Source organism: Streptacidiphilus pinicola (genome assembly GCF_003258295.1).
GTDB lineage: Bacteria > Actinomycetota > Actinomycetes > Streptomycetales > Streptomycetaceae > Streptacidiphilus > Streptacidiphilus pinicola.
The window spans coordinates 1-26,496 of sequence record NZ_QKYN01000069.1 but is presented as its reverse complement, the minus strand read 5'-3'; the positions used below and the strand labels follow the sequence as shown (position 1 = coordinate 26,496).

Here is a 26,496-nt window from a genome sequence, read left to right as displayed (position 1 = left end):
GGCAGCGCGGCGGGGCCGGGTTGTGCTCGGGGTGCCGGGGGCTGTCCTGAGGGCGGTGGCGAGCAGCCGGCCCGCGGCGACCGCTACGGCGGCGAGCAGCAGCACGTACGGCAGCGGCCAGTCGTTCCAGGTGCGCAACATGTACCAGATCCAGGTCCCGAACACGGCCTGCACCAGCAGGGTGACGAGCAGGCTGCCGACCATGACGCCGGCCGCGGCCCACGGCAGCACCAGCAGGGGGGAGGGGACCGCGAAAGCGGGGGTGGCGGGGCCCGCCGCACCGGCCACGGGGCCGGGCGCCGACGGGCCCTCGTCCTCGACGGTGGCCGTCGTCCCCGGGCCGGCGAGCAGCCCGGCCGGGCCGGCGGCCGTGGTCGACGGCGCGGCCGCCTGCTCCGGGCCCCGCGCGGTGGAGCGGGGCCAGGCGAAGGCCGCGCGGGTCAGCGCGTCCGGGGCGAGGTGGCGGGTGGTCAGGCCGAGGAGGACGCCCGCGAGGACGACCGCGACATAGTCGAAGCTGGTCACGGTCGTGGCCACGTCGCCGAGCCAGGTGACCATGCCCTCGCGGAGGCGGTGCAGAAGTACGGTGCCGTGCGGGACGCCGAGCCCCGCGCTGCGGGCGTGCATGCCGGGGGAGAGGTACTCGACCAGCAGGCCGCCGGCCGAGCCGGCGATCGCGGCCAGTGCGCCGAGCCGGGCCGCGCGACGCGCGGGGCGGTCGGCGCACACGTCCCCGGCACGCAGCCAGAGCACGGCCGCGAGCACGCCGACCACCAGCGCCATCGCCTCGGAGACCAGCGCGATGAAGGCGAAGCCGAGCAGCAGCGCGAGCGCCGCCGTCCAGCGCCCGGCCAGGCCGGCGCGCCCGCTGCGGCCGGGCAGGCAGAGCACGGCGGAGACCAGTACGGTCGCGAGCACGGCCGGGACGGTGTGCGAGATGCCGCCGGAGGCCCAGTAGGTCGTCTGGTACGGCTGCGGGCAGACCAGCAGGAAGACCAGCGCCGCGGTCGCCGCGGTCAGCAACTGCACGGCGGCCGGGACGTGACGACCGGCCAAACGGGTGAGCCGGGCGACCAGCAGCCACAGCGAACCGAGCAGCAGGGCGATCACGACGACCGGGTACACCTTGAGGCCCAGCGGGCCGAGCCCGTGCACCCAGGCGAGCAGCACGGCGTTGCCGGCCCGGCCGTTGCTGTCCTGGTAGAGGAAGTGGACGAACTGACGGACCGACATGGTGCGCATGTTCGTCTGGTAGCACCAGTCGTCGGCAGCCGGACGCACCCAGAGGCCACCGGCCCCCAGCAGGGCGAGCAGGGCTACGGCGAATCCGGCGAGGAGGGCGGAGGAGCGCGCGAGGACTTTCATTTCGAAAAACAATCCTGGGGTCGTCCGGCGGTAATTGCAAAACAGGCGCGAATTCGCCGGGAAAAACAATTGTCCGACTATCTTGGAATTCCGGTCGGAAGATCACAGGTCGTCAACGGGGAGACCGCGCGGAGCCGTTCGGCGGTGGGAACCTCATGGTGCGCCCACCCGCGCAGGCTCGCGAGTCGGGCCGGGGAGGTCACCGCGTCGGTGCGCACCCAGTCGCTGTCGAACGCGCTCGGCCCCACGCTCGTGCCGGAGTCGTAGATCGCCAGGTATCCCTCCGCGCGCAGCGTGTCCGGCAGCAGCCCGGGGCCCTGCGCCCAGGGCCCGTGCACGTGGACGAAGGTGGGCCGCACCTCCTGGAAGACGTACGAGCGCAGCGCGGCCATGTCGCCGGCGCCGTAGTCCCTGGCAATGACCGGGTCGGTCAGCCCCGCCAGGTCCACCACGCGCAGCTCGCTGGTCAGCAGGGTGCCGCCGAGGTCGGGCAGCAGCAGTGAACTGCTGCGCGGCGGCAGCCCGAGCCGGTCGGCGTAGGCGTTGAACATCAGCCCGTAGCGCTGCGCCACGCTGCACATCGACAGCGTCGGCCAGCTGCGGAAGGTCGCCGCCGAGGCCGCCTGCGGAAGCGCCGAGAGAATCAGCGCGCCCACGGCCGCGACCACGAGCGCCGCGCGGGCGAGGAGCCGCACGGGGACCGGGCCGAGGGAACCGGCGACCCGGACGGACGACCAGGCGCGCGTCAGCACGAGCGTGCCGAAGAGCGCGCCCGCCGTCCACACCGGCGTGGCGAAGCGGTAGAGCGCCATCCAGTCCGGCTGCAGCACCGAGAAGGCCAGCACGGCGAACCCGACCGGCACCCCCGCCGCGACGAGTTCGGCGCGTGCGGGTCCGGGCCGCCGCAGCACCAGCGCCGCGGCGAGCGCGACCACGGCCACCGACGTCCAGCCCGCGTAGCCGAGCACATCCACGGCCTGGTGCCAGACCTGGGCGAGCGGGGGTGCGCCCTGCGCCTTGGCCACGGCCGTGTTCGGCACCCACTGCCCGAACACCGCCCGGCGCCACAGCAGGAACAGCCCGTACGGGGCCCCGAACACGCCGACGGCCAGCACGGACGGCCGCACCACCCGGTCCACCACGCCCGCGACGCTGAGCGCCGAGCGCGGGACGGTGAGCACCAGCGCCAGCGGGTAGGCGCCCGCGTAGACGAGGCCGTCCGGCCGGGTCAGCGCCGCCAGCAGGGCCAGCACACCGGCCAGTGCGGCGGTCCGCGCGCCCGGCAGCGAGCCCCGCACGGCGGCGCGGGCCAGCAGCGCGGCCAGCGCGGCGACCAGCAGTCCGTACAGCGGGTTCTCCAGGCCGGAGAAGGCCCAGATGACGAACGACCAGTTGGTCGCCAGCACCACCGAGGCGAACAGCGTCGCCACCGCCGAGCCGGTCGTCGCGCGCACGCACCACAGCACCCCGGCCACGCAGAGCAGGGCCAGCAGCTTGGGGAACCAGACCAGGTCGCTGACGCCGAACAGCGAGCCGTGGTCGAAGAGGCCGAGGCCGTGACCGAGCGTCAGCACGGTCAGCCAGCTCGGGTTGGAGTAGCCCTCGACCGGCGGCGCGCCCGCCTGCTGCACCGGCCCGAGGCCGTGCGCCACGCTGCGGGCATAGGCGAAGGTGATGGCCGCGTCGTCGACGATCCACGCCCTCATCCGGGCGGCCTGCGCGGCCACCAGCGCCGACCCGAGCAGCACCGCGCCGGGTCCCGCGGCGAACCGGACCAGGGCGGAGTGTTCGGGCGGGGGCGTGGCGTCGAGTCCGGCGTCGGCGGGCTCGGGCGCCCGCTCGTCGTCGGCACGCGGCTGCGGACTGGTCATCACACGCCCACCACCGAGCAGCCGTAGAGCAGCACCCAGCCCGCCGCCGCGATCTGCAGCGGCCGGTCGCGCAGCACCACGTCCTCGGGCGCGCCGGACTCGGCGCGGTCCGCGAAGACCGCGTAGCGCAGCAGCAGGACCAGGAAGGGGATGATCGACAGCGGTCGCCACGGCAGCGTCGCGCCCGCGCTCTCGGGCGGCGTCTCGGCCGGGCTGCCCAGCGCCCACAGGCAGTAGCTGAGCATGGTGACGCCGGCCGCCAGCTGCCAGACGAAGCGCAGGTACTCGGGGGAGTAGGCGGCCAGCAGCGGGCGGGTGCGGCCGCTGCCGCCCTCCCCGGCCCGTTCCGAGTAGCGCTTGGCGGAGACCAGGAAGAGCGCGCCGAAGCCGGTGGTGATCAGGAACCAGCGGCTCAGCGGGATGCCGATCGCGGTGCCGCCCGCCATCGCCCGCAGCAGGAAGCCGCTGGCGACCACCATCAGGTCGACCACCGGCAGATGCTTGAACCAGATGCAGTAGAGCAGCTGCATCACCAGGTACGCGCCGATCACCAGCGCCGTCGCGGCACTGCAGACCAGCGTGGCCCCGGCGAGGGCGAGCGCGCCGAGCAGCAGACCGGTGCCGTAGGCGAGCGGCACCGGCACCAGGCCGGCGGCGACCGGCCGGAACCGCTTGGTCGGATGGGCCCGGTCCGCGGCCACGTCCTTGGCGTCGTTGACCAGGTAGACCGCGGCGGCGGCGCCGGTGAACAGCGCGAAGCAGGCGGCCAGCCGGGCGGGCACCCCCGGGGCGAGCAACCGGCCCGCGGCGGCGGGCGCGGCGAGCACCAGCACGTTCTTGACCCACTGGCGCGGACGGGCCGTCAGCAGCAGACCGAGCGGCACGGCGAAGGAGCCGGACGGGAGTCGGCCGGGCGGGTGAGCGCCGGGTCCGCCGTTCGGGTGCCCTCCGTTCGGACCGCCCGCCGATTCGGAACCCGGTTCGAGCAGGCCGGTCCCTGGGGTGGTCACGGAGGAGTCTTCCGTCATGCGCGTACCTCGCCGTCAACTAGCCGTCGCGGCCCTCACTCACCCGTTCGGGGGTGCTCCGCGACCTGCTCCCGCGCCCGGGACCGTGCGTATTCCGCGTGCCTAACCGGACGGTTGGCGCTTTGGTCACGAATGACCGCCCCGCGCGCCCCCTGCGCCGTGTCGGTGGGCGGGCTTAGCGTCGCTCGCATGGAAGGACGACTCACGGGGTGGGGCCGCACCGCGCCCACGACCGCCCGGCTCTGCGTGCCGACGAGCACGGCCGAGGCTCGCGACGCCGTGCGGGCCGCGGGCGAGCGCGGCACGCTGGCCCGCGGCCTCGGCCGCAGCTACGGCGACGCCGCACAGAACGCCGGCGGCACCGTCCTCGACATGACCTCGCTGGCGCGGGTGCGCGCGCTCGACCTGGAGCAGGGCCTGGTCACCTGCGAGGCCGGCGTCAGCCTGGACCGGCTGATGCGGCTGCTGCTGCCCTTCGGCTGGTTCGTGCCGGTCACCCCCGGCACCCGCTACGTCACCGTCGGCGGCGCGATCGGCGCGGACATCCACGGCAAGAACCACCACGTCAGCGGCAGCTTCGGCCACCACGTCACGCGGATGCGGCTGCTGACGGCCGGTGGGGAGGAGCGGGAGCTCACCCCGGGCGACGAGCTGTTCGACGCCACCACCGGCGGCATGGGCCTCACCGGTGTCATCCTCGACGCCACGATCCGGCTGCTGCCCGTGGCCACCTCGCTGATGGCGGTCGACACCGAGCGCGCCGCCGACCTCGACGAGTTGATGCAGCGGCTGGAGGCCACCGACCACCGCTACCGGTACTCCGTCGCCTGGATCGACCTGGTCGCCCGCGGCGCGGCCACCGGGCGCGCGGTGCTGACCCGCGGCGAGCATGCCACCCTGGACATGCTGACCCCGCGTCAGGCCCTCGATCCGCTGGCCTTCCGGCCGCGCAGCCTCCCGGCCGCGCCGCGCGGCATCCCCGGCGGGCTGCTGCGCACCGCGACCGTCGGCGCCTTCAACGAGCTCTGGTTCCGTAAGGCGCCGCGTGAGCGCCGCGGCCAGCTGCAGCGCATCGGCGCCTTCTTCCACCCGCTCGACGGCGTGCCGGAGTGGAACCGCGTCTACGGGCCCGGCGGCTTCCTGCAGTACCAGTTCGTCGTCCCCTACGGGCAGGAGGCGGCGCTGCGCTCCATCGTCGAGCAGCTCAGCCGGCACGGCTGTCCGTCCTTCCTCGCCGTGCTCAAGCGCTTCGGCGAGGGCGGCCCCGGCTGGCTCTCCTTCCCGATGCCCGGCTGGACGCTCGCGCTCGACCTGCCCGCCTCGGTCCCCGGCCTCGGCCCGCTGCTGGACCGGCTCGACGAGCAGGTGCTGGCCGCCGGCGGCCGCATCTACCTGGCCAAGGACTCGCGGATGCGCCCGCGGACGCTCGCCGCGATGTACCCGCGGCTCGCCGACTTCCGCGCGCTGCGCGAGCGGATCGACCCGAGCGGCGTCTTCACCTCCGACCTCGCCCGCAGGCTCGCCCTCTAGAAAGGCCCTCGTGATGATGAACGCCCTGGGCGACCCCCAGTCCCTGCTGGTCCTCGGCGGCTCCTCCGAGATCGGGCTGGCCACCGCTCGGCGCCTGGTCCGCGGTCGGGTCGAGGTCGTGCACCTGGCCGGGCGCCCCTCGCCCGCACTGGACGCCGCCGCCGAGGAGCTGCGCGCCCTCGGCGCGCAGGTGCACGTCCACGAGTTCGACGCCACCGCCGTCGACACCCACGAGACGGTGCTCGGCAAGATCTTCGCCGAGGGCGACATCGACGTCGCCCTGCTCGCCTTCGGCGTCCTCGGGGACCAGGAGCGCGACGAGCGCGACCCACTCGCGGCCGCCGCCGTCGCCAAGGTCAACTACCTCGGCGCGGTCACCGCCTCGCTGGTCTGCGCGCAGGCGCTGCGCCGTCAGGGCCACGGCGCGCTGGTCGTTCTCTCCTCCGTGGCCGGGGAGCGGGCCCGCCGCTCCAACTTCATCTACGGCTCCACCAAGGCGGGCCTCGACGCCTTCGCCCAGGGCCTCGGTGACTCGCTGCACGGCACCGGCGCGCGGGTCATGGTCGTCCGGCCCGGCTTCGTGCGCACCCGCATGACGGAGGGCCTGCCCGAGGCCCCTCTCGCCACCACCGCCGACGCCGTCGCCGAGGCCACGGTCGCCGGCCTGCGCCGCGGCGCGGAGACGGTCTGGGTGCCGGGCGCGCTCCGCTTCGTCATGTCCGGCCTGCGCCACGTGCCGCGCGCGGTTTTCCGCAGGCTTCCGGTCTGAACGGGTACGTTCGGGTGCGTGGACCAGCTCACCCGCATGCCCGTCGTCGGACCCGTCGTGGCGTGGGTGATGCGCACCCGCGCCTACCGGGTCTACGAGCACTTCAACGACGTCGGCTCCAACCGCCTCGCGGGCGCGGTCACCTTCTTCGGCTTCCTCGCCCTCTTCCCGCTGCTGACGGTGGCCCTGGCCGTCGCGGCCGCGGTCCTGACGGACAGAAGGGTCGACGAGCTGCAGCGGAAGATCGGTGAGCAGATCCCCGGCCTCTCCCGCCAGCTGAACCTGCACGAGGTCGCGGCCAACGCCACGGCGGTGGGTCTGGTCTCCGGCCTGATCCTGCTGATCTCCGGCCTCGGCTGGGTGGACACCACCCGCGTCTGCATCCGCACGTCCTGGTACCTGCCGCTGGAGCCCGGCAATGTGATCGTCCGCAAGATCTGGGACACCGTGGTCCTGTTCGGCCTCGGCGTGGTCGGCGCGGTCTCCCTCGGCGCGTCCACGGCGGCCGGCGCGCTCACGGGCCAGGCGGCCCGCTGGCTCGGCGTCGAGGGCTCCACCGGCGGCCGGGTGGCGCTGGCCGTCATCGCGTTCCTCGTCGCGGTGTCGGCGGACGTCCTGGTCTTCTCCTACCTGCTGGTCGGCCTGCCCCGCATCTTCGGCCAGCCGCGCCGGGTCGTCCTCGAGGCCGCGCTGCTGGGCGCGGTGGGCTTCGAGATCCTCAAGCAGGCCCTGGCCGCGTACATCGCGGGGGTGGCCGCCAAGAGCGTCTACGGCGCGTTCGGCACGCCGATCGCCCTGCTGCTCTGGATCAACTTCATGTCCCGCTGGCTCCTGTACTGCGTCGCCTGGACGGCCACGTCCGACCCGACGGCGGCGCGCCTGCGCGCGCGGGAGCGCGCGGTGGAAGCGATCGAGAAGGCGGACGAGCACGCATAGCCAGGGGCGCGGGGCGTCTGGAGCCGCGTGGGCAGGGCCCCGCGCCCCTGGACGGTGCAACTACCGCGAGCGTCGCCTCCTGCGGCGCAGGAACAGGACGCCGCCCGTGCCGAGGGCCAGGGCCCCTGCCGCACCTGCCAGGTACGTCGTGGTCGACGAGCCGCCGTTGGAGGAGGCTGTCGCGGACCAGGGGCCGGCGGCCGTGCCGGCGGAGGCGTGGGCGGAGGGGTTGGCCGCGTCGCCGGAGGGGGACTTGACGGCGTCGAGGGTGCCGATGGGCGTGGCGTGGCCGTCGGCCGAGAAGCCCCAGTCCAGCAGTTCGCGGGCCTCGTGGTAGACCTCTTCGTAGGCGTGGTTCTGCGGGTTCATCACGGTGACCAGCAGCGTGTGCCCGTTCCGCTGCGCCGCCTCGATCAACGTGTTGCCGGCGTTCGTCGTGTAGCCGTTCTTCACGCCGATGAGGCCGGGGTAGTGGCCCACCCCGTCGAAGCCGGTGAGCAGGCGGTTGGTGTTGTCGATCTCGAAGGGCTTGCCCTTCGTGCTCGGGCCGCCGGGGAACTTCGCGATCGCGGTGTTGCAGTACTTCGCGAAGTCGGGGTTCTTCAGCCCGTCCCGCGCGAACAGCGTGAGGTCGTAGGCGGAGGAGACCTGACCGGGCATGTCGTAGCCGTCGGGGCTGACGACGTGGGTGTCGTTGGCGCCCAAGGCCTGGGCGCGCGCCTGCATCTGCTGGACCGTCGCGGCCACGCCACCGTTCATCGCGGCCAGCACATGGACGGCGTCGTTGCCGGAGCGCAGGAAGACCCCGAGCCACAGGTCGGAGACGAGGTAGGTCTGGCCGGGCATGACGCCGACCTCGCTGCTGCCCTCGCCCATGCCGTCGAAGTCGGACTCGACGACCTTGTGGGTCGCGGTCTGCGGGATCTTCGGCAGCACGGTGTCCGCGAACAGCGTCTTCAGGGTGCTGGCGGGCGGCAGTTGCCAGTGCGGGTTCTCCGCGCCCAGGACCTGGCCGGTGTCCGCGTCCGAGACGATCCAGGACAGCGCGGAGAGGCCGCGCGGCAGCGCGGGCGCGCCGGCGCCCGTCTGCGGGCCTGGGCGGCCCAGCGCGTCGCCGCCGACCGCGGACATCTGCGCGGGCGGCTGTCTGACCGGGCTGGTGCTCGAACTCGGGGCGTGCCCCGCGGCGGTGAGCGTCAGTACCACTCCAGCTGCGGTCGCCGCGGCGACCGTTCCCCGTACCGTCCGACTTGTGCGGACGCGATCATGTAGCTGCACGCAGTCGACCGTACCCAATCCATTCCCCACCCGGTCCTAAAAGCAGACAGGACCCCTCGTCCGGGTGCGGCCGGACGGCGGACCATACTGAGCATATGAGACTCAGCCGACGTGCTTCCTGGTTCCTGACAGCCTTCGGCGTGTGGTCGATCTGGATCTGGGTGACGTTCTTCAAGAATTTGTGGGCCGACCACGAGGGCCTCGCCTTCACCCACGGCGACCACGGCAAGCCGACGGCCTACTTCTGGATCCACGCCGCACTCGCCGTCAGTTCCCTGCTCCTCGGCCTCGTCGTCGGCTCGCTCGGCGTCCGCAGTCTGCGCGGTTTCCGGAGCGCGGAGAAGATCGCCGACCCGGCGTAAGGTCCCCCTGGCGGGTGATCGCGCTCGCCCTGGCCGCCGTCGCCGCGCCGGGCACCGCGTTCGCCGTCACCGCGACCACCATGACGGTGGGCGAGAGCAACGTCGCGAAGCTGCGGATGCCGAACGAGGTCGCCGGGACCTTCGGCGTCGCCATCCTGGTCACCGCCAAGGACGGCAGCACCACCTTCGAGCCCAAGGGCACGACCCTCAGCTGGAAGCGCGCCGACGTGCTGTCGGCCAAGGCGACCGCGAACGCGTAAGGCCCGGCTCCCCGAAGGGGCCGGGCCTTACGCGTCAGCGGTCGGACTCAGTAGCGACGCGTGATCAGCGCGCGCTTCACTTCCTGGATCGCCTTGGTGACCTCGATGCCACGCGGGCACGCGTCGGTGCAGTTGAAGGTGGTGCGGCAGCGCCACACGCCCTCACGGTCGTTCAGGATCTCCAGCCGCTGCTCCGCGCCCTCGTCACGCGAGTCGAAGATGAAGCGGTGGGCGTTCACGATCGCGGCCGGACCGAAGTACTGGCCGTCGTTCCAGAACACCGGGCAGGAGGAGGTGCAGGCGGCGCAGAGGATGCACTTGGTGGTGTCCTCGAAGCGCTGGACGTCCTCCTCCGACTGGATCCGCTCACGCGTCGGCGCGTTGCCCGTGGTGATCAGGAAGGGCATCACGTCGCGGTACGCCTGGAAGAACGGGTCCATGTCCACGACCAGGTCCTTCAGGACGGTCATGCCCTTGATGGCCTCGATCGTGATCGGCTTGGCCACGCCGTTCTTGTCAAGCGCAGTGACGTCCTTGATGAGGGTCTTGCAGGCAAGACGGTTCTTGCCGTTGATCCGCATCGCGTCGGAGCCGCAGACACCGTGGGCGCAGGAGCGACGGTAGGTGAGCGTGCCGTCCTGCTCCCACTTGACCCGGTTGATCGCGTCCAGGACGCGCTCCTTCGGGTCCACCGTGAGCTGGTAGTCGACCCACACCGCGTCCGGGTGCTCCTCCGGGTTGAACCGGCGGATCCGCAGGGTGATGGTGATCAGCTCGACCTCGCCCGACTCGGCCGCGTCCAGCGCGGCGGAGTGCGGGGTGGCCGTGTCGTCGATGGTGGGGGTGCTCATCAGTACTTACGCTCCATCGGCTGGTAGCGGGTGACCACGACCGGCTTGTAGTCCAGCCGGACGCTGGTGTCGCCGTTCGCGTCGACCTCGCGGTACGCCATGGTGTGGCGCATGAAGTTGACGTCGTCGCGGGTCGGGAAGTCCTCGCGGAAGTGACCGCCGCGCGACTCCTTGCGGGCGAGCGCGGAGACGGCGGTGACCTCGGCCAGGTCGAGCAGGTTGCCCAGCTCGACGGCCTCCAGCAGGTCGGTGTTGTAGCGCTTGCCCTTGTCCATCACCGAGATGTTCTTGTAACGCTCCTTCAGCTCGGCGATGTCGGCCACCGCCTGCTTCAGGGTCTCCTCGGTGCGGTACACGGACACGTTGGTGTCCATGGACTGCTGCAGCGCCTCGCGGATCTCGCCGACCCGCTCGGTGCCGTTCGAGGTGCGGATGGTCTCCAGCATCTCGACGACCTTGGCGGCCGGGTTCTCCGGCAGCTCGACGTAGTCGGCGGTCGCGGAGTACTCGGCGGCGTTGATGCCGGCGCGGCGGCCGAAGACGTTGATGTCGAGCAGCGAGTTGGTGCCCAGGCGGTTGCCGCCGTGAACGGACACGCAGGCGACCTCACCGGCGGCGTACAGACCCGGGACGACGGTCGTGTTGTCCAGCAGGACCTGCGCGTCGTTGTTGGTCGGGATGCCGCCCATGGCGTAGTGCGCGGTGGGCTGGATCGGGATCGGGTCCGTGTAGGGCTCGATGCCGAGGTAGGTGCGCGCGAACTCGGTGATGTCCGGCAGCTTGGCGTCCAGCTGCTCCGGCGGCAGGTGGGTGAGGTCCAGGTAGACGTGGTCGCCGTTGAGGCCGCAGCCACGGCCGGCCCGGATCTCCGAGTAGATGGCGCGGGAGACGACGTCACGGGACGCGAGGTCCTTCATGACCGGCGCGTAGCGCTCCATGAAGCGCTCGCCGTCCTTGTTGCGCAGGATGCCGCCCTCGCCGCGGGCGCCCTCGGTGAGCAGGATGCCCATGCGCCAGATGCCCGTCGGGTGGAACTGGAAGAACTCCATGTCCTCCAGCGGCAGACCCCGGCGGTACGCGGCGGCCTGGCCGTCACCGGTCAGGGTGTGCGCGTTCGAGGTCACCTTGAAGAACTTGCCGTTGCCGCCCGAGGCGAAGATGACCGACTTCGCCTGGAAGACGTGCACCTCGCCGGTGGCCAGCTCGTAGGAGACGACGCCGGCGACCTTCTTGACGCCGTCGACGTCGACCATCAGCAGGTCGAGGACGTAGAACTCGTTGAAGAACTCCACGCCCTCCTTGACGCAGTTCTGGTACAGCGTCTGGAGGATCATGTGGCCGGTGCGGTCCGCGGCGTAGCAGGAGCGGCGCACCGCGGCCTCGCCGTGGTTGCGGGTGTGGCCGCCGAAGCGACGCTGGTCGATCTTGCCCTCGGGGGTGCGGTTGAAGGGCAGACCCATCTTCTCCAGGTCGAGGACGGCGTCGATCGCCTCCTTGGCCAGGATCTCGGCGGCGTCCTGGTCGACCAGGTAGTCACCGCCCTTGACGGTGTCGAAGGTGTGCCACTCCCAGTTGTCGTCCTCGACGTTGGCGAGGGCGGCGGCCATGCCGCCCTGGGCCGCGCCGGTGTGGGAGCGGGTCGGGTAGAGCTTGGTCAGGACCGCGGTGCGGCTGCGCTTGGTGGCCTCGACGGCCGCACGCATGCCCGCGCCGCCGGCGCCGACGATGACGGTGTCGTACTGGTGAATCTTCATGTCTCTGTCGCTGCCTCGTCCGTCCGCGTCAGCTGATGTTCGGGTCGAAGGTGAAGATCACCAGGGTGCCCAGCAGCACGGTGAAGACCGTGGCGGCCACCAGCAGGACCTTCAGCCAGAAACGGGTGCCCGGGCGCTCGGCGTAGTCGTTGATGACGGTACGCATGCCGTTGGCGCCGTGGAGCATCGCCAGCCACAGCATCAGCAGGTCCCAGGCCTGCCAGAACGGCGAGGCCCAGCGCCCGGCGACGAACGCGAAGGAGATCTTCGAGACGCCGCCGTCCAGCACCAGCTGGATGATGAGGTGACCGAGGACCAGGAAGACCAGCACGATGCCGGACAGGCGCATGAACAGCCACGCCAGCATCTCGAAGTTGGTCCGGCTGCGGCGGCCAGAGGTGGTCTTGGTGCGCTTGCGCGGCGGCTCGATGAGGAACGCCGTCGCGTCGGTCGGCGTCGAGTCGGTGAGCTCGACGTTGCCGATGGAGTCGGTAGCCATCTGTTATCTCACCCTCAACTGAACAGCCATTGGAGGGTCTCCTGCAGGACGGGGTAGAACGCACCCGCCATCAGCAGGACCCAGACGGTCACGACGGTCCACAGCATCTGCCGCTGGTACTTCGGCCCCTTGGCCCAGAAGTCCACCGCGATGACCCGGAGACCGTTCAGCGCGTGGAAGAGGATGGCGGCCGTGAGGCCGTACTCCATCAGGTTGACGAGCGGCGTCTTGTACGTCGCGATCACGCTGTTGTAGGCCTGCGGCGAGACGCGGACCAGTGCGGTGTCGAGGACGTGGGCGAACAGGAAGAAGAAGATGAGGACGCCGGTGACTCGATGAGCCACCCACGACCACATGCCTTCCCGGCCGCGGTACAGCGTTCCAGCCGGCACGGAAGAACCCTCCGGGAGCGGGGCGGGGGTCGCCCGGCAGCGCGGCGGCATCGGCGTCGGTGTCGGTCGGCCCGGCCGGATACGGTCCACCGGCCGCGGCCATCGTAGCCAGGCCGGAGGGCGCTGGGCCTGTCGGGGCCCCTGCGGCGGGGCGAGATCCACTCCTATGATCGTCCCGTGACCGGACCGTTACCGGCCGCGAGGGCCTCGGGCCCAGTGTTTTCCCAGTCCGGGACCGGGTCGTTGCTGGCGGGACGTCAAAGCCGCCGGGTGGTGGATGTGGGCGATCTCACCCTGTGGTCTCACGAAGACGCCGAGGCGTGAGACGAGACGAGATGGGTGAGCCTGCTCAGGGTGATCCGGCGCAGCTGCTCGGCGGTGGTGCTGCGCTCCTCGTCCTCGTCGTTGGCGAGCCGCGCCCGGATGCTCACCAGGACGGTGTCCAGCATCTCCTCCGGCGGGCAGTCGTCCAGACTCACCACGAACACGTGGCCGAAGCGCGCCTCGTAGGCGGCGTGGGCGGCCTGCAGCGCGGTGTGCGCGGCGGCGCTCCCGGGCGCGCGCATGCCCAGCAGGGGCTGGGGCATGCAGCTCTCGTCGGCGAGCGCCTCCGACAGGTCCCGGTGCGACATGTCGTACGACGCCTCGCTCGCGGCGGCGAGCAGCGAGGCCACGTCCGGGTACGGCCGGTGTGCGGTCATCCTTATCGCCCAGCGCCGGCTCCCGCAGCAGGCCAGCAGCGCCTCCTCGGCGGCGCCCGGCGCCGCGTCGTTGAGACGGGACAGGCCCGGTGCGGGTGACTGTGGTGCGGAGGGCGACGGAATCGGCGACCTGGCCAGCGGGTCCTCCTCGAACAGCGGGTTGGAGCCCTTGAGGTTAAGGGGTGCGACCGACTGCGTCGGCACTTCAGGGGACGTCACGGGCGGTGCGACAACGGCACCTGACACAAGGATTCACTCGTACGGGGTATTAAGTCGAGCCCTCGACGCCCGAATTATGAGACAGCGTCAGGTGGGTGAACGAACGGTCGGTTGCCCCGCCTCAGGGGCGCGAGGCTCTGCCGTTTTGCGGCTCCGCGCCCCCGGGGGGTGCAACTACGACCGGTGCACCTTGTGCTGCGCCGCCTGGGCGCGGGGGCGGACGACGAGGAGGTCGATGTTGACGTGCGGGGGGCGGGTGACGGCCCAGACGATGGTGTCCGCGACGTCGTCCGCGGTCAGCGGTTCCGCGACGCCCGCGTAGACGGACGCGGCCTTCGCGGCGTCGCCGCGGAAGCGGGTGAGCGCGAACTCGTCCGTCTTGACCAGGCCCGGCGCGATCTCGATCACGCGAATCGGCTCGCCGACCAGCTCCAGCCGCAGCGTGCCCGCGATCGCGTGCGCGCCCGCCTTCGCCGCGACGTAGCCGCCGCCGCCCTCGTACGCGGCGAACGCGGCCGTGGAGGACAGGACGAGCACGGTGCCGTCGCCGGAGGCGCGCAGCGCCGGCAGGAAGGCCTGGGTGGCGTGCAGCACGCCCAGCACGTTGACCTGGTACATCCGCAGCCAGTCCGCCGGGTCGCCGGACTCGACGGACTCCGCGCCGAACGCGCCGCCCGCGTTGTTGACCAGCACGTCCACCCGCGTCAGCGTCGCCGCGAAGGCGTCGACCGCCGCCCGGTCCGTCACGTCGACCTCGTGGACGGAGGCGGCCTCGCCGATCTCCTCCGCGAGCGCCTTCAAACGGTCGCCGCGCCGCGCGACCAGTGCCACGCGGTATCCGGCCGCGGCCAGCCCCCGTGCCGTCGCCGCGCCGATACCGCTGCTCGCGCCGGTCACGACCGCGACCTTCTGCACTGTCATCTGATTCGTTCCTCCCATGGAGTTGCGTCTGTGTGAGCAACCTCCCAGATGATGCGACTACTCCCCACCGGCGCGCATCATTACCGTACGTAGCGAGTCGGTCGCCATCGCGGAGGAGGTCCCATGACCCGCCTGTCCGAGTCCGGACTGCCCATCGAGCCCGTCTACGGGCCGGACGCCCAGCAGGGCTGGGACCCGGCGACGAAGCTCGGCGAGCCCGGTCGGTACCCCTTCACCCGCGGCGTCTACCCGACCATGTACACGGGCAAGCCGTGGACGATGCGGCAGTACGCCGGCTTCGGCACCGCGGCGGAGTCCAACGCGCGCTACAAGCAGCTGATCGCCAACGGCACCATGGGCCTCTCGGTCGCCTTCGACCTGCCCACCCAGATGGGCTACGACTCGGACGCGGCGATCGCCCACGGCGAGGTGGGCAAGGTCGGCGTCGCGATCGACTCCGTCGAGGACATGGGGGTGCTCTTCGGCGGCATCCCGCTGGGCGAGGTCTCCACCTCGATGACCATCAACGCGCCCGGCTCGCTCCTGCTCCTGCTCTACCAACTGGTCGGCGAGTCCCAGGGCGTGCCGTCGGGCAGGCTCACCGGCACGATCCAGAACGACGTGCTGAAGGAGTACATCGCCCGCGGCACCTACATCTTCCCGCCCAAGCCCTCGCTGCGGCTGATCGCGGACATCTTCCAGTACTGCCGGGCCGAGATCCCGCGCTGGAACACCATCTCCATCTCCGGCTACCACATGGCCGAGGCCGGGGCCACGCCCGCGCAGGAGATCGCGTTCACCCTGGCCAACGGCATCGAGTACGTCCGCACGGCACTCGCGGCCGGCATGGACGTGGACGACTTCGGGCCGCGCCTGTCCTTCTTCTTCGTCTCGCGCACCACGCTCCTGGAGGAGGTGGCCAAGTTCCGCGCCGCCCGCCGGATCTGGGCGCGCGTCATGAAGGAGGAGTTCAAGGCGCGGAACCCGAAGTCGATGATGCTGCGCTTCCACACCCAGACGGCGGGCGTGCAGCTGACGGCGCAGCAGCCCGAGGTGAACCTGGTCCGGGTCTCGGTCCAGGCGCTGGCGGCGGTGCTGGGCGGGACGCAGTCGCTGCACACCAACAGCTTCGACGAGGCCATCGCGCTGCCGACGGAGAAGTCCGCGCGGCTCGCGCTGCGCACGCAGCAGGTGCTGGCGTACGAGACCGACGTGACCGCGACGGTGGACCCGTTCGCCGGCTCCTACGTCGTCGAGCAGCTGACCGACGAGGTCGAGGCGGCGGCGCTGGAGCTGATGGCCAAGGTCGAGGAGATGGGCGGCGCGGTCGCCGGCATCGAGCGCGGCTACCAGAAGTCCGAGATCGAGCGCAGCGCGTACCAGGTGGCGCTGCAGACGGACGCGGGCGAGCGGACCGTGGTCGGCGTCAACCGCTTCCAGTTGGACGAGGAGGAGCCGTACGAGCCGCTGCGGGTCGACCCGGCGATCGAGGCACAGCAGGCGGAGCGCCTGGCCAAGCTGCGCGCGGACCGCGACAACGCGGCGGTGGACCGGGCTCTGGGCGCGCTCAAGCGGGCGGCGGGGACCTCGGGCGAGAATGTGCTGTACCCGATGAAGGAGGCCTTGGCCGCGCGTGCGACGGTGGGCGAGACCTGCGACGCGCTCCGCGAGGTCTGGGGGACCTATGCGCCGGTGGACAGCTTCTGAGCAACGCGGCACGGATTCGCTCGTTGAACGATGCATGAAGGAGATCCCCTACCCCGCTCCGGGCGAATCATGCGCCGAGTGGGCGACAAACGTCTCGTCCGGCGGTATGAATTTCGGTGATCCCCTGCCCCAACCGCCCCAGGGCCGTAGCCTTGTGGAGGTGAACCAGTCGAATGAGCTGCGGTCCCGCGTCGACGCCCTCCGGTCCGAGCTGATCGCCTTCCGGCGCGACCTGCACATGCACCCCGAGCTGGGCCGGCAGGAAGTCCGGACGACCGCGCTCATCAAGGCCCGTCTGGAGCAGGCCGGCCTCGCGCCGCGCGTGTTGCCCGGGGGCACGGGGCTGGTCTGCGACATCGTCCCCGAGGGGCTCTCGGCGGAGCGCGGCGTGTGGGGGTTCCGCGCCGACATCGACGCGCTGCCGATCGAGGACGCCAAGCCGCTCGACGTTCCCTACCGCTCGACGGTCCCCGGGGTCTGCCACGCCTGCGGGCACGACGTGCACACCACCGTGGTCCTCGGCACCGCCCTGGTGCTGGCCGAGGCGGCCCGTCAGGGCACCTTGCGGCGCCCGGTGCGGCTGGTGTTCCAGCCGGCCGAGGAGCAGATGCCGGGCGGGGCGCTGGACGTGATCAAGGCGGGCGTGCTGCCGGGCCTGGAGCGGATCTTCGCCGTGCACTGCGACCCGCGGGTCGAGGTCGGGCGGATCGGGCTCAAGGTCGGCGCCATCACCTCGGCCTGCGACCTGCTCAAGCTCAGCCTGGCCGGCCCGGGCGGGCACACCGCCCGCCCGCACCTGACGACGGATCTGGTGATGGCCGTCGCCAAGACCGCGACCGAGCTGCCCGCCGCGCTGCAGCGGCGGATGGACCCCCGCTGGGGCGTGAGCCTGGTGTGGGGCCGCATCGAGTCCGGCTCCGCGGCGAATGCGATCCCGCAGCACGCGGAGCTCGAGGGCACGGTCCGCTGCCTGGAGACGGCCGGCTGGCGCGAGGCGCCCGGCGCGATCGACGAGCTGGTCGGGCAGATCGCGGAGACGCACCGGGCCAAGTGGGTGCTGGACTACCGCCGCGGCGTGCCGCCGGTGGTCAACGAGGCGGAGTCGATCGCGCTGCTGGAGCTGGCGATGACGCGGCGCTTCGGCGACTCGGCCGTCGAGCCGACGGAGCAGAGTCTGGGCGGCGAGGACTTCTCCTGGTACCTGCAGGAGGTCCCGGGCGCGCTGGCCCGGCTCGGCGTGCGCGCGCCGGACGAGCAGGGCGTGCGCGACCTCCACCAGGGCACTTTCGACGCGGACGAGCAGGCCATCTCGGTGGGTGTGGAGCTCTTCAGCGCGCTCGCGCTGGGCTGACCGGCGGAGCTGGACGAATCCGACACGCGGGAACAAACGACGTCGACCCTCCAGGGCGGCGTCGTTTGGTGTCTCATGGTGTTGACAGGTGTGCGCCGAGCGAGCGAAATCGGAGTGGAAACGTCCGATTCATCCCGTCCCTTCGGTGTGCTCGCGGCGGAAGCAATGCGACGATCTGATAACGCCCCTGCAGCCGTAATCCAAAAGTGTTCTACGCGCGTTAACCTCGCATCCAATCGGTTGAGCAAAGCCGCTCCCTGCCCCCGGGCTCTGCGATGTCGGCTCCTAACTGGAGGAATTGATGAACAAGCCCGTTGGCCTGGCAGTGATCGCGACAGTGGTCGCCCTGACCGCCACGGCGTGTGGTTCGAAGCCCGTCTCGACCTCGGGTTCCACCAGCTCCGCCAACGCCGGCGGTAGCTTCAAGGCCTGCATGGTCACCGACACCGGCGGTCTGGACGACCACTCGTTCAACGCCGAGTCCTGGGCCGGTATGCAGGACGCTGCGAAGGCCAACCCGAACATCAACGTTCAGAACGCCACCTCCGCGACGGAGAACGACTACGCCAGCAACATCGCCGGCTTCGTCTCCGCCCAGTGCAAGCTGATCGTCACGGTCGGCTTCGCCATGAACGACGCGACCGTCGCGTCGGCCAAGAAGAACACCAGCCAGCACTACGCGATCGTCGACAACACCTCGACCGCGCCGCAGATCAAGGGCCTGGAGTTCAACACCGCGCAGGGCGCCTTCCTCGGCGGCTACTTCGCGGCCGGCATGACCAAGACCGGCAAGGTCGCCACCTTCGGCGGCGCCAACTACCCGACCGTCACCGTCTACATGGACGGCTTCTGGGAGGGCGTGCAGTACTACAACCAGAAGCACGGCACGCACGTCCAGGTCCTCGGCTGGGACGAGCCGAGCCAGCACGGCACCTTCGACCCGACCCAGTCCTTCACCGACCAGGCCGGCGGCAAGCAGATCGCCGCGACCTTCCAGTCCGAGGGCGCCGACATCGTCTTCCCGGTCGCCGGCGGCACCGGCATCGGCGCGCTGGCCCAGGCCCAGTCCTCGGGCGGCAAGCTCAACGCCATCTGGGTCGACGACGACGGCTTCGTCTCCAACCCGCAGTACGGCTCCGTCATCATGACGTCCGTCACCAAGGGCATCGCCACCGCCGTGAGCACCTCCGTGCAGGAGGCCGCCAACGGCCAGTTCTCGGCCACCCCGTTCGTCGGCACCCTGTCGAACAACGGCACCGGCCTGGCGCCGTACCACGACTTCGCGTCCAAGGTGCCCGCCTCGCTGACCTCCGAGATCAACACGGTCAAGGCGAACATCATCAACGGCACCATCAAGATCCAGTCCAAGAACCAGCCGACCGCAGGCTGATTCCGGATGGTCAGGGGCGGGTGTGCACGGCGCACCCGCCCACCGGCCTGTCGGCCCAGGGTTCACGCCCCGTGGTCTGGCGGGTCCGTCAAGTCCTCGATAGCTTCCGCCGATCGACTCTGATGCCCGGCGTGAGGAGTGTGTTCACAAGTGCGTCTGGAACTTCGCGGCATCACCAAGCGATTCGGTTCGCTGGTCGCCAACGACCACATCGACCTGACCGTAGAGCCTGGTGAGGTCCACTGTCTGCTGGGTGAGAACGGCGCCGGCAAGTCCACGCTGATGAACGTCCTGTACGGACTTCACCAGCCCGACGAGGGCGAGATCCTCGTCGACGGAGCCGCCAAGACCATCAACAGCCCGCGCGACGCCATCGCCAACGGCATCGGCATGGTCCACCAGCACTTCATGCTGGTCCCGGTCTTCACCGTGGCCGAGAACGTCGTCCTCGGCGACGAGGTCGAGCTCGGCGCCAGCCGCGGCCCGCTCGGCCTGCTGGACCGCCGGCGCGCCCGCAAGGACGTGCAGGAGGTCTCGAAGCGCTACGGCCTCCCGGTCAACCCCGACGCCGTGGTCGAGAACCTCCCGGTCGGCGTCCAGCAGCGCGTCGAGATCGTCAAGGCGCTGGTGCGCGACGCCCAGACGCTGATCCTGGACGAGCCGACCGCGGTGCTGACCCCGCAGGAGATCGACGACCTCTTCGTCGTCATGAACTCGCTGCGCGAGGCGGGCAAGTCGATCGTCTTCATCACGCACAAGCTCAAGGAGGTCAAGGCGATCGCCAACCGGATCACGGTGATCCGGCGCGGCGCGGTCGTCGGCGAGGCCTCTCCGACCTCCAGCGAGCAGGAACTGGCCTCGATGATGGTCGGCCGCTCGGTGCAGCTGGTCGTCGCCAAGGAGCTCGCCAAGCCCGGCCAGGCCTCCTTCCAGGTCGAGAACCTGACCGTGCTCGACGCCAACGGCCAGGCCGCCGTCGACGACGTCTCCTTCACCGTCCGCGACGGCGAGATCCTCGGCATCGCGGGCGTCCAGGGCAACGGCCAGTCGGAGCTGGCCGAGGCGATCCTCGGTCTGGTACCCGCCGCGGCCGGGACGATCAGCCTGGACGGCAAGGAGCTGACCGGCAGGACCCCGCGTCAGGTGCTGGACGCCGGTGTCGGCTTCATCCCCGAGGACCGTGGCCACGACGGCGTGGTCGGCGAGTTCACCGTCGCCGAGAACCTGGTCCTGGACCTGTACAAGAAGCCGCCCTTCGGCCGCGGTCTCTCCATCAACCTGGACGAGATCGCCAAGAACGCCGACGCGCGGATCAAGGAGTTCGACATCCGCCCGGCCGCGTCGCAGCACCCGGCCGGCAAGCTCTCCGGCGGCAACGCGCAGAAGGTCGTCGTGGCCCGCGAGCTGTCGCGCCCGCTCCGTCTGCTGGTCGCCTCGCAGCCGACCCGTGGCGTGGACGTCGGCGCGATGGAGTTCATCCACAAGCGCATCGTCGACGAGCGCGACCAGGGCCGCCCGGTCGTGGTCGTCTCCACCGAGCTCGACGAGGTGCTGGCGCTGGCCGACAAGGTCGCGGTGATGTACCGCGGCAAGATCGTCGCCACGGTCCCGCCGACCACGTCCCGCGACGAGATCGGCCTGCTGATGGCCGGCATCACCGGCGACGGCGAGCGGGCCGCGAGCCCGGAGGGCGACACCGCTGAGAGTCAACCCGTGGCCGACGCCGCCACCACTAACACGGAGGAGGCGGACTCGTGAGCACGCCCGAACCTGAGAAGAACGAGGCCGCCGGCGCCGCGTCGGCGACCCCCGCCCCGGAGCCGAAGCCGAAGCCGGACCGTCCGCCCCGCGACTGGGGTGTGATCATCCGCAACGTCTTCACCGCCGAGAACGGCGCGATGGTCACCTTCCTGGCCATCCTGCTCGCGCTGGTCGTCGGCGCGATCATGATCGTGTTGTCGAACACCGACACGATGAACCAGCTCGGCTACTTCTTCGCCTCGCCGGGCGACTTCCTCTCCTCGGCCTGGAACGACATCTCCAGCGCCTACAGCTCGCTGTTCAAGGGTGCGATCTTCGACCCGGCGACGGTCTCCGGCACGCCGGAGCAGTTCTTCGGGCCGATCTCGAACACGCTCGAGTACGCGACGCCGCTGATCTTCGGCGGCCTGGCGATCTCCGTCGCCTTCCGCGCCGGCATGTTCAACATCGGCGGCCAGGGCCAGCTGATCGTCGGCGCCATCTTCGCGTCCTACGTCGGCTTCTCGTGGACCGCGCTGCCCGGCCTGCTGCACATGATCGTGGCCGTCCTGGCCGGCATCGTCGGCGGCATGCTCTACGGCGGCGTCGTCGGCTGGCTGAAGGCCAAGCGCGGCGCGCACGAGGTGATCGTGACGATCATGCTCAACTACGTCGCGCTGCTCTTTCTCGGCGGCTGGCTGCTGAACACCTCCGTGTTCCACAACCCGGCCGCGGCGGGACAGGCCATCTCCAAGCCGGCGGGCTCCACCGCGGTGCTGCCGCACCTCTTCGGCGACCAGCTCTTCACCGACATCGGCCTGCTCTTCGCGATCGCCGCCACCTTCGCCGTGGCGTGGTTCTTCAAGCGCAGCAAGCTCGGCTTCGAGGTGCGCGCCGTCGGCCTGCGGCCGAGCGCGGCCAAGACCGCCGGCATCAACGTCAGCCGGGTGCAGATCGCGTCCATGCTGATCTCCGGTGGGCTGATGGGCCTGATCGGGGTGACCCAGACCCTCGGTCTGGCCAACCCGAACAACAACTCCCTGAGCCCGAACATCGACGCCGGTCTCGGCTTCAGCGCGATCACCGTCGCGCTGCTGGGCCGCACCAGGCCGTGGGGCGTCGTCGGCGCCTCGCTGCTCTTCGGCGCGCTGCAGGCGGGCGGTGCCCTGATGCAGACGCAGGCGCAGGTGTCCATCGAGATCATCACCGTCATCCAGGCCCTGATCGTCATCTTCGTGGCGGCGCCGCAGCTGGTGAAGGAGATCTTCCGACTGCGGGCCCACAAGATTGACACGGGCCGGGGTGAAGGCGGAGAAGCCGCCCCGACCGTCGACCCGTTCCACACGACCGAGACCATCACCGTTGCCGGAGGCGAGGAATGAGTACGGCATCCACCGCTACCGGGAACGAGACGCTGCCTGCGGTCGCAGTGGCCGCGGACACCCGGGCCAAGCTGATCACCGGTATCACCCAGGCGGTCATCGCCGCCCTGTGCCTGTGGGGCTTCGGCCTCACCTCGCGGGTCAGCGGTGACGCCCACACCGTCTTCGTCCTCAAGTTCGACCCGAACGCGCCCGGTGGGCTCGGCCCCATCTCGGCGCCGTCGCAGGAGGTCGCGATCGCGTTCAGCGCGTTGGCCATCCTGTGCGGCCTGGCCCGGGCCTTCGCACCGCTGTCGAAGAAGCTGCGGATCTGGGTGGACGGCGTCTACTTCGCCTCCATCGTGATCGCCTTCCTGGTCTGGGTGGCGGCGGGTTCGACCGTCGGCTTGAACGTGCCGTCGATCATCGCCCTGACGGCGGGCGGCGCGGTGCCGCTGATCCTCGGCTCGCTCAGCGGCCTGCTCTGTGAGCGCTCGGGCGTCGTCAACATCGCGATCGAGGGTCAGTTCCTCTTCGGCGCCTTCGCGGCCGTGATCACCGCGTCGAGCACCGGTTCGCTCTGGGCCGGCGCGATCGCGGGCTGCCTCGGCGGCGCGCTGATGGGCGCCCTGCTGGCGGTCTTCGCCAACCGCTACCTGATCGAGCAGGTCGTCCTCGGCGTCGTGCTCAACCTGCTGGCCTCCGGCGTCACCGGCTTCCTCTACGACCGGGTGATGTCGACCAACGGCGGCACCTACAACAAGGCGATGGGCTTCTCGGCGATCCGGATCCCCGGCCTGGCCTCGATCCCGATCATCGGCGAGCTGTTCAACCAGAACATCATCTTCTACCTGGCCTACATCCTGGTGCCGGTGATCTGGTTCCTGCTCTTCCGCACCCGCTGGGGTCTGCGTACCCGCGCGGTCGGCGAGCACCCGACGGCCGCCGACACCGTCGGCATCAAGGTCATCGGCCTGCGCTACCGGAACGTCATCACGGCCGGCCTGCTCTCCGGCCTCGGCGGCGTCTGGCTGACGCTCGGACTGGCCAGCGCCTTCGGCAAGGACATGAGCTCCGGCAAGGGCTACATCGCCCTGGCGGCACTGATCGTCGGCCGCTGGTCGCCGATCGGCGCCTTCGGCGCGGCCGTGCTGTTCGGTTTCGCGACCGAGCTGCAGGTGGCGCTGTCCTCGCTGAACACCCCGATCCCCGGCGCGTTCCTGGCGATGGCCCCCTACCTGGTGACCGTCTTCGTCGTCGCCGCGATGGGCGGCCTGACGCGCCCGCCGGCGGCGTCCGGCAAGCCGTACATCAAGGGCTGAGTTCATGGACATCGACGCGGTCGACTGGGAGGCGCTGCGGGCCGAGGCCCGCGCGGCGATGGGGCGCGCGTACGCCCCGTACTCCGGCTTCCCGGTCGGCGCGGCGGCGCTGGTCGACGACGGTCGTGTCGTCAGCGGCTGCAACGTCGAGAACGCGTCCTACGGCCTGGGGCTGTGCGCGGAGTGCGGACTGGTGTCCGCGCTCCACGCCACGGGCGGCGGACGGCTGGTGGCGTTCACCTGCTGCGATCGCGACGGCAAGCCCCTGATGCCGTGCGGACGCTGCAGGCAACTGCTGTGGGAGCACGGGGGAGCGGAGCTGATCGTGGAGTCCGTCTCCGGGATCCGCCCGCTCACCGAGCTCCTCCCGGACGCGTTCGGGCCCGAGCGGCTGTAGTGTCGCGCGTGGTTACGCGCGTAGAGTTCTCGCACAGTCCTTTCGCAATCCTGGAGTCACCGTGGACGTCATCTCCGTCATCCGCGCGAAGCGCGACCGCGCCGAGCTGACCGATGCCCAGATCGACTGGGTGATCGACGCCTACACCCGCGGCGAGGTCGCCGACGAGCAGATGTCCGCGCTGGCCATGGCGATCCTGCTGAACGGGATGAACCTGCGGGAGATCTCCCGCTGGACCGACGCGATGATCCGGTCCGGCGTGCGGATGGACTTCTCCTCGCTGCCGCTGCCCACCAGCGACAAGCACTCCACCGGCGGCGTCGGCGACAAGATCACGCTGCCGCTCGCGCCGCTGGTCGCCGCCTGCGGCGCGGCCGTGCCGCAGCTGTCCGGGCGCGGGCTCGGACACACCGGCGGGACGCTGGACAAGCTGGAGTCGATCCCCGGCTGGCGGGCGCTGCTCTCCAACGAGGAGATGATGGACGTGCTGCGCGGCACGGGCGCGGTCATCTGCGCGGCGGGTGACGGCCTCGCGCCCGCCGACAAGAAGCTGTACGCGCTGCGCGACGTCACCGGCACCGTCGAGGCGATCCCGCTGATCGCGTCCTCGATCATGTCGAAGAAGATCGCCGAGGGCACCGGCGCGCTGGTCCTGGACGTGAAGGTCGGCTCCGGCGCCTTCATGAAGAACCTCGCCGACGCGCAGGAGCTGGCCCGCACCATGGTCGGGCTGGGCCAGAACGCCGGGGTCAACACCGTCGCGCTGCTGACGGACATGAGCACCCCGCTCGGCCTCACCGCCGGCAACGCGCTGGAGGTGCGCGAGTCGGTCGAGGTGCTGGCCGGCGGCGGCCCGGCGGACGTCGTCGAGCTGACCCTCGCGCTGGCGCGGGAGATGCTCGCCGCGGCGGGCGTCACGGGTGGAAAGGACCCGGAGACCGCGCTGCGCGACGGCTCCGCGATGGACCACTGGCGTCGCATGATCGCGGCGCAGGGCGGCGACCCGGACGCGGCCCTGCCGGTCGCGCGCGAGCAGCACGTCCTCACGGCCCCCGCGAGCGGCGTGCTGACCGGCCTCGACGCCTACGCCGTCGGCGTCGCCGCCTGGCGCCTCGGCGCCGGCCGCGCCCGCAAGGAGGACCCGGTCCAGGCCGGCGCCGGCGTGGAGATCCACGCCAAGCCGGGCGCCGTCGTCACCGCGGGCCAGCCGCTGCTGACCCTCCACACGGACACCCCCGAGCGCTTCGACTACGCCCTGGAGGCCCTGGCCACCCCGGACGCGATCACCATCGCCCCGGCCGGCGCGGACTTCAAGGCGACCCCTCTGATCCTGGACCGCATCGCGTAAGGCCACCGTGCTCACGGGCGGGCGTAGACGGCGACGAAGTCGCGGCTGGAGCCGTCGTAGTAGCGGGTGGCGGCGCGGACGAAGTTGACCAGGTTGTGGGGGACCGGGTCGCTCGGGGTCCTGGTCGCGTCGTAGGAGATGAAGGACGGCCAGCTGAGGTTGATGTCCAGCATCATGGCCGTCACCGCGCCCGCGCGCTGCAGCAGGGTGGCCAGGGACTGGACGGTGAGCAGGCGGCCGCCGACGTAGACGATGTCGCCGTGCCGGTCCACGCCGATCCCCGAACGGGCCACGGCGGCGTAGCCGCCGTCCGTGAAGCCCCACGTCTCGGTGCCGCCGTTGTAGACGTCGCCGGTGACCCTGCCGTCGCGGACCAGCGGGACCAGGCACTGGCGGACACCGACGACGTCCGGGCCCATGCGCACGTCCTCGTTCCAGACGCCGACGCTCAGCGATCCGTCCCGGTGGAAGACCTCCGAGGCCGCGCCGTCGCGCAGGTAGCCGATGGTTCGACCGTCCAGGTAGAAGCCGCCGTGCGAGTCACCGTTGGAGACCTTGAAGCCGCCGTTGTAGGCGGCGACCAGGCCGACCCGTTCGCTCGGTGTGATGCTCGCCGGCACCGCCCAGGTGCCGCCCGGCTCCAGGGCGCCCGGGTGCAGGGTGAAGCGGAGCGCATGCTGTTTCATCCAGACGACGCCGACGGGGAACCCGGTGTCGTAGGAGTCCGGCCGCATCAGCGCGCTCTGGATCACCGGCTGCCCCTTCTCCCGGACCAGCGCGCTGAAGACGCCCTCCCCGGCCTGGGCCGGGCTGACGAGCGGTTGGACCGGCGCGTGCAGCGGGATCGGCGGCACGGTGGGGGTCGGTTTGGCCGCGGGGCGGGCCGGACCCTGAACGCGGCCCCGGCCCGCCCCGCGGCCAAACCGACCCCCACCGTGCCAGCTTCGCCTGCGCCCCACCCGGCCCGGGCGCGTCCAGCGCGTCGTTGACGCAGACCCCCGCCACCACGGCCAGCACGACGCCGACCCCGAGCGCGGCGGAGGCGACGCGGCGTCGCCGGGGGCGGCGGGCCCGCGCGGGACTGGTCCCGGCCGCGCCGCCGGGCGGGGCGGCTGTCGGGCGCCGGTGGCTGGCGGAAGGGGCG

24 protein-coding genes are annotated in these 26,496 nt (G+C 71.3%); 13 read left to right on the top strand and 11 right to left on the bottom strand.

The annotated features are described in order from the left end of the window. The 3 genes from DN069_RS18055 to DN069_RS18045 all read right to left on the bottom strand — a co-directional run. The coding region (locus DN069_RS18055) for a hypothetical protein (protein ID WP_111502051.1) at positions 1-1,365 on the bottom strand (1,365 nt) is incomplete at its 3' end. A gap of 77 nt (positions 1,366-1,442) precedes the next feature. Then, entirely contained in the window at positions 1,443-3,236 is a 1,794-nt protein-coding gene (locus DN069_RS18050) for a hypothetical protein (RefSeq protein WP_111502050.1), read from the bottom strand. Continuing rightward, positions 3,236-4,264, bottom strand: coding sequence for a decaprenyl-phosphate phosphoribosyltransferase (locus DN069_RS18045; RefSeq protein ID WP_111502049.1), 1,029 nt, complete (start codon positions 4,262-4,264; stop codon positions 3,236-3,238). The genes DN069_RS18050 and DN069_RS18045 overlap by 1 nt, the downstream gene beginning before the upstream one ends. A 189-nt stretch (positions 4,265-4,453) precedes the next feature. Here DN069_RS18045 and dprE1 point away from each other — a divergent pair, with 189 nt between their 5' ends. The 3 genes from dprE1 to DN069_RS40940 are packed head-to-tail and all read left to right on the top strand — an operon-like array spanning position 4,454 to position 7,499. Beyond that, entirely contained in the window at positions 4,454-5,794 is a 1,341-nt protein-coding gene (gene dprE1 / locus DN069_RS18040) for a decaprenylphosphoryl-beta-D-ribose oxidase (protein WP_111502048.1), read from the top strand. A 13-nt stretch (positions 5,795-5,807) separates the two neighbouring features. Next, positions 5,808-6,563 carry a decaprenylphospho-beta-D-erythro-pentofuranosid-2-ulose 2-reductase gene (gene dprE2, locus DN069_RS18035; RefSeq protein ID WP_111502047.1) on the top strand — a complete coding sequence of 252 codons (756 nt, stop codon included), beginning with the start codon at positions 5,808-5,810 and terminating at the stop codon, positions 6,561-6,563. Positions 6,564-6,581: 18 nt separating this feature from the next. Further along, complete coding sequence (locus DN069_RS40940) at positions 6,582-7,499, top strand: YihY/virulence factor BrkB family protein (protein WP_111502046.1); 918 nt, start codon at positions 6,582-6,584, stop codon at positions 7,497-7,499. A 60-nt stretch (positions 7,500-7,559) separates the two neighbouring features. On the opposite strand, the gene DN069_RS18025 is transcribed toward DN069_RS40940, so the two are convergent. Continuing rightward, positions 7,560-8,777, bottom strand: coding sequence for a D-alanyl-D-alanine carboxypeptidase family protein (locus DN069_RS18025; protein WP_207892185.1), 1,218 nt, complete (start codon positions 8,775-8,777; stop codon positions 7,560-7,562). Positions 8,778-8,872: 95 nt separating this feature from the next. On the opposite strand from DN069_RS18025, the gene DN069_RS18020 reads away from it, so the two are divergent. Both DN069_RS18020 and DN069_RS18015 read left to right on the top strand, forming a co-directional pair. Next, a complete protein-coding gene (locus tag DN069_RS18020; RefSeq protein WP_111502045.1) occupies positions 8,873-9,139 on the top strand; it encodes an SCO4848 family membrane protein in 267 nt (88 codons plus the stop codon). Between the two features lie 14 nt (positions 9,140-9,153). Then, entirely contained in the window at positions 9,154-9,399 is a 246-nt protein-coding gene (locus DN069_RS18015; protein WP_111502044.1) for a hypothetical protein, read from the top strand. Positions 9,400-9,446: 47 nt separating this feature from the next. On the opposite strand, the gene DN069_RS18010 is transcribed toward DN069_RS18015, so the two are convergent. The 6 genes from DN069_RS18010 to DN069_RS17985 form a co-directional block, all read right to left on the bottom strand. Next, positions 9,447-10,250: a succinate dehydrogenase iron-sulfur subunit gene (locus DN069_RS18010; protein ID WP_111502043.1), complete on the bottom strand. Its 804-nt coding sequence runs from the start codon at positions 10,248-10,250 to the stop codon at positions 9,447-9,449. After that, positions 10,250-12,004: a succinate dehydrogenase flavoprotein subunit gene (gene sdhA, locus DN069_RS18005; RefSeq protein ID WP_111502042.1), complete on the bottom strand. Its 1,755-nt coding sequence runs from the start codon at positions 12,002-12,004 to the stop codon at positions 10,250-10,252. Before sdhA ends, DN069_RS18010 begins: the two co-directional genes overlap by 1 nt. 28 nt (positions 12,005-12,032) lie before the next feature. Next, positions 12,033-12,503, bottom strand: coding sequence for a succinate dehydrogenase hydrophobic membrane anchor subunit (locus tag DN069_RS18000; RefSeq protein WP_111502041.1), 471 nt, complete (start codon positions 12,501-12,503; stop codon positions 12,033-12,035). Positions 12,504-12,517: 14 nt separating this feature from the next. Then, on the bottom strand, positions 12,518-12,895 hold the full coding sequence (gene sdhC, locus DN069_RS17995; protein ID WP_042431666.1) for a succinate dehydrogenase, cytochrome b556 subunit: 378 nt from the start codon (positions 12,893-12,895) through the stop codon (positions 12,518-12,520). A 302-nt stretch (positions 12,896-13,197) separates the two neighbouring features. After that, a complete protein-coding gene (locus DN069_RS17990; RefSeq protein WP_424556295.1) occupies positions 13,198-13,734 on the bottom strand; it encodes a 2-oxo-4-hydroxy-4-carboxy-5-ureidoimidazoline decarboxylase in 537 nt (178 codons plus the stop codon). Between the two features lie 255 nt (positions 13,735-13,989). Beyond that, positions 13,990-14,736 (bottom strand): SDR family NAD(P)-dependent oxidoreductase, encoded by a 747-nt coding sequence (locus tag DN069_RS17985; RefSeq protein WP_111502040.1) that lies wholly within the window; start codon positions 14,734-14,736, stop codon positions 13,990-13,992. 123 nt (positions 14,737-14,859) lie between these two features. Between DN069_RS17985 and DN069_RS17980 the strand changes: the two genes are divergently transcribed. The 8 genes from DN069_RS17980 to DN069_RS17945 all read left to right on the top strand — a co-directional run bounded on the left by DN069_RS17980 (position 14,860) and on the right by DN069_RS17945 (position 25,352). Continuing rightward, the gene (locus tag DN069_RS17980) at positions 14,860-16,443 is read left to right on the top strand and encodes an acyl-CoA mutase large subunit family protein (RefSeq protein ID WP_111502039.1); all 1,584 of its coding nucleotides are present in this window, start codon (positions 14,860-14,862) and stop codon (positions 16,441-16,443) included. Between the two features lie 160 nt (positions 16,444-16,603). Continuing rightward, complete coding sequence (locus DN069_RS17975; RefSeq protein WP_243639387.1) at positions 16,604-17,794, top strand: amidohydrolase; 1,191 nt, start codon at positions 16,604-16,606, stop codon at positions 17,792-17,794. 301 nt (positions 17,795-18,095) lie between these two features. Continuing rightward, positions 18,096-19,184 carry a BMP family lipoprotein gene (locus DN069_RS17970; RefSeq protein ID WP_111502037.1) on the top strand — a complete coding sequence of 363 codons (1,089 nt, stop codon included), beginning with the start codon at positions 18,096-18,098 and terminating at the stop codon, positions 19,182-19,184. A gap of 150 nt (positions 19,185-19,334) precedes the next feature. After that, complete coding sequence (locus DN069_RS17965; protein ID WP_111502036.1) at positions 19,335-20,942, top strand: ABC transporter ATP-binding protein; 1,608 nt, start codon at positions 19,335-19,337, stop codon at positions 20,940-20,942. Then, positions 20,939-22,306, top strand: a complete 1,368-nt coding sequence (locus tag DN069_RS17960) for an ABC transporter permease (protein ID WP_207892184.1) — start codon at positions 20,939-20,941, stop codon at positions 22,304-22,306. Before DN069_RS17965 ends, DN069_RS17960 begins: the two co-directional genes overlap by 4 nt. Continuing rightward, positions 22,303-23,607: an ABC transporter permease gene (locus DN069_RS17955; RefSeq protein WP_111502035.1), complete on the top strand. Its 1,305-nt coding sequence runs from the start codon at positions 22,303-22,305 to the stop codon at positions 23,605-23,607. The genes DN069_RS17960 and DN069_RS17955 overlap by 4 nt, the downstream gene beginning before the upstream one ends. A gap of 4 nt (positions 23,608-23,611) precedes the next feature. Further along, positions 23,612-24,004, top strand: a complete 393-nt coding sequence (locus tag DN069_RS17950; protein ID WP_207892183.1) for a cytidine deaminase — start codon at positions 23,612-23,614, stop codon at positions 24,002-24,004. A 61-nt stretch (positions 24,005-24,065) separates the two neighbouring features. Beyond that, a complete protein-coding gene (locus tag DN069_RS17945; protein WP_111502034.1) occupies positions 24,066-25,352 on the top strand; it encodes a thymidine phosphorylase in 1,287 nt (428 codons plus the stop codon). Positions 25,353-25,363: 11 nt separating this feature from the next. Here DN069_RS17945 and DN069_RS17940 read toward each other — a convergent pair whose 3' ends face one another. Continuing rightward, complete coding sequence (locus DN069_RS17940) at positions 25,364-26,206, bottom strand: phosphodiester glycosidase family protein (RefSeq protein WP_111502033.1); 843 nt, start codon at positions 26,204-26,206, stop codon at positions 25,364-25,366. Positions 26,207-26,496: the final 290 nt, after the last annotated feature.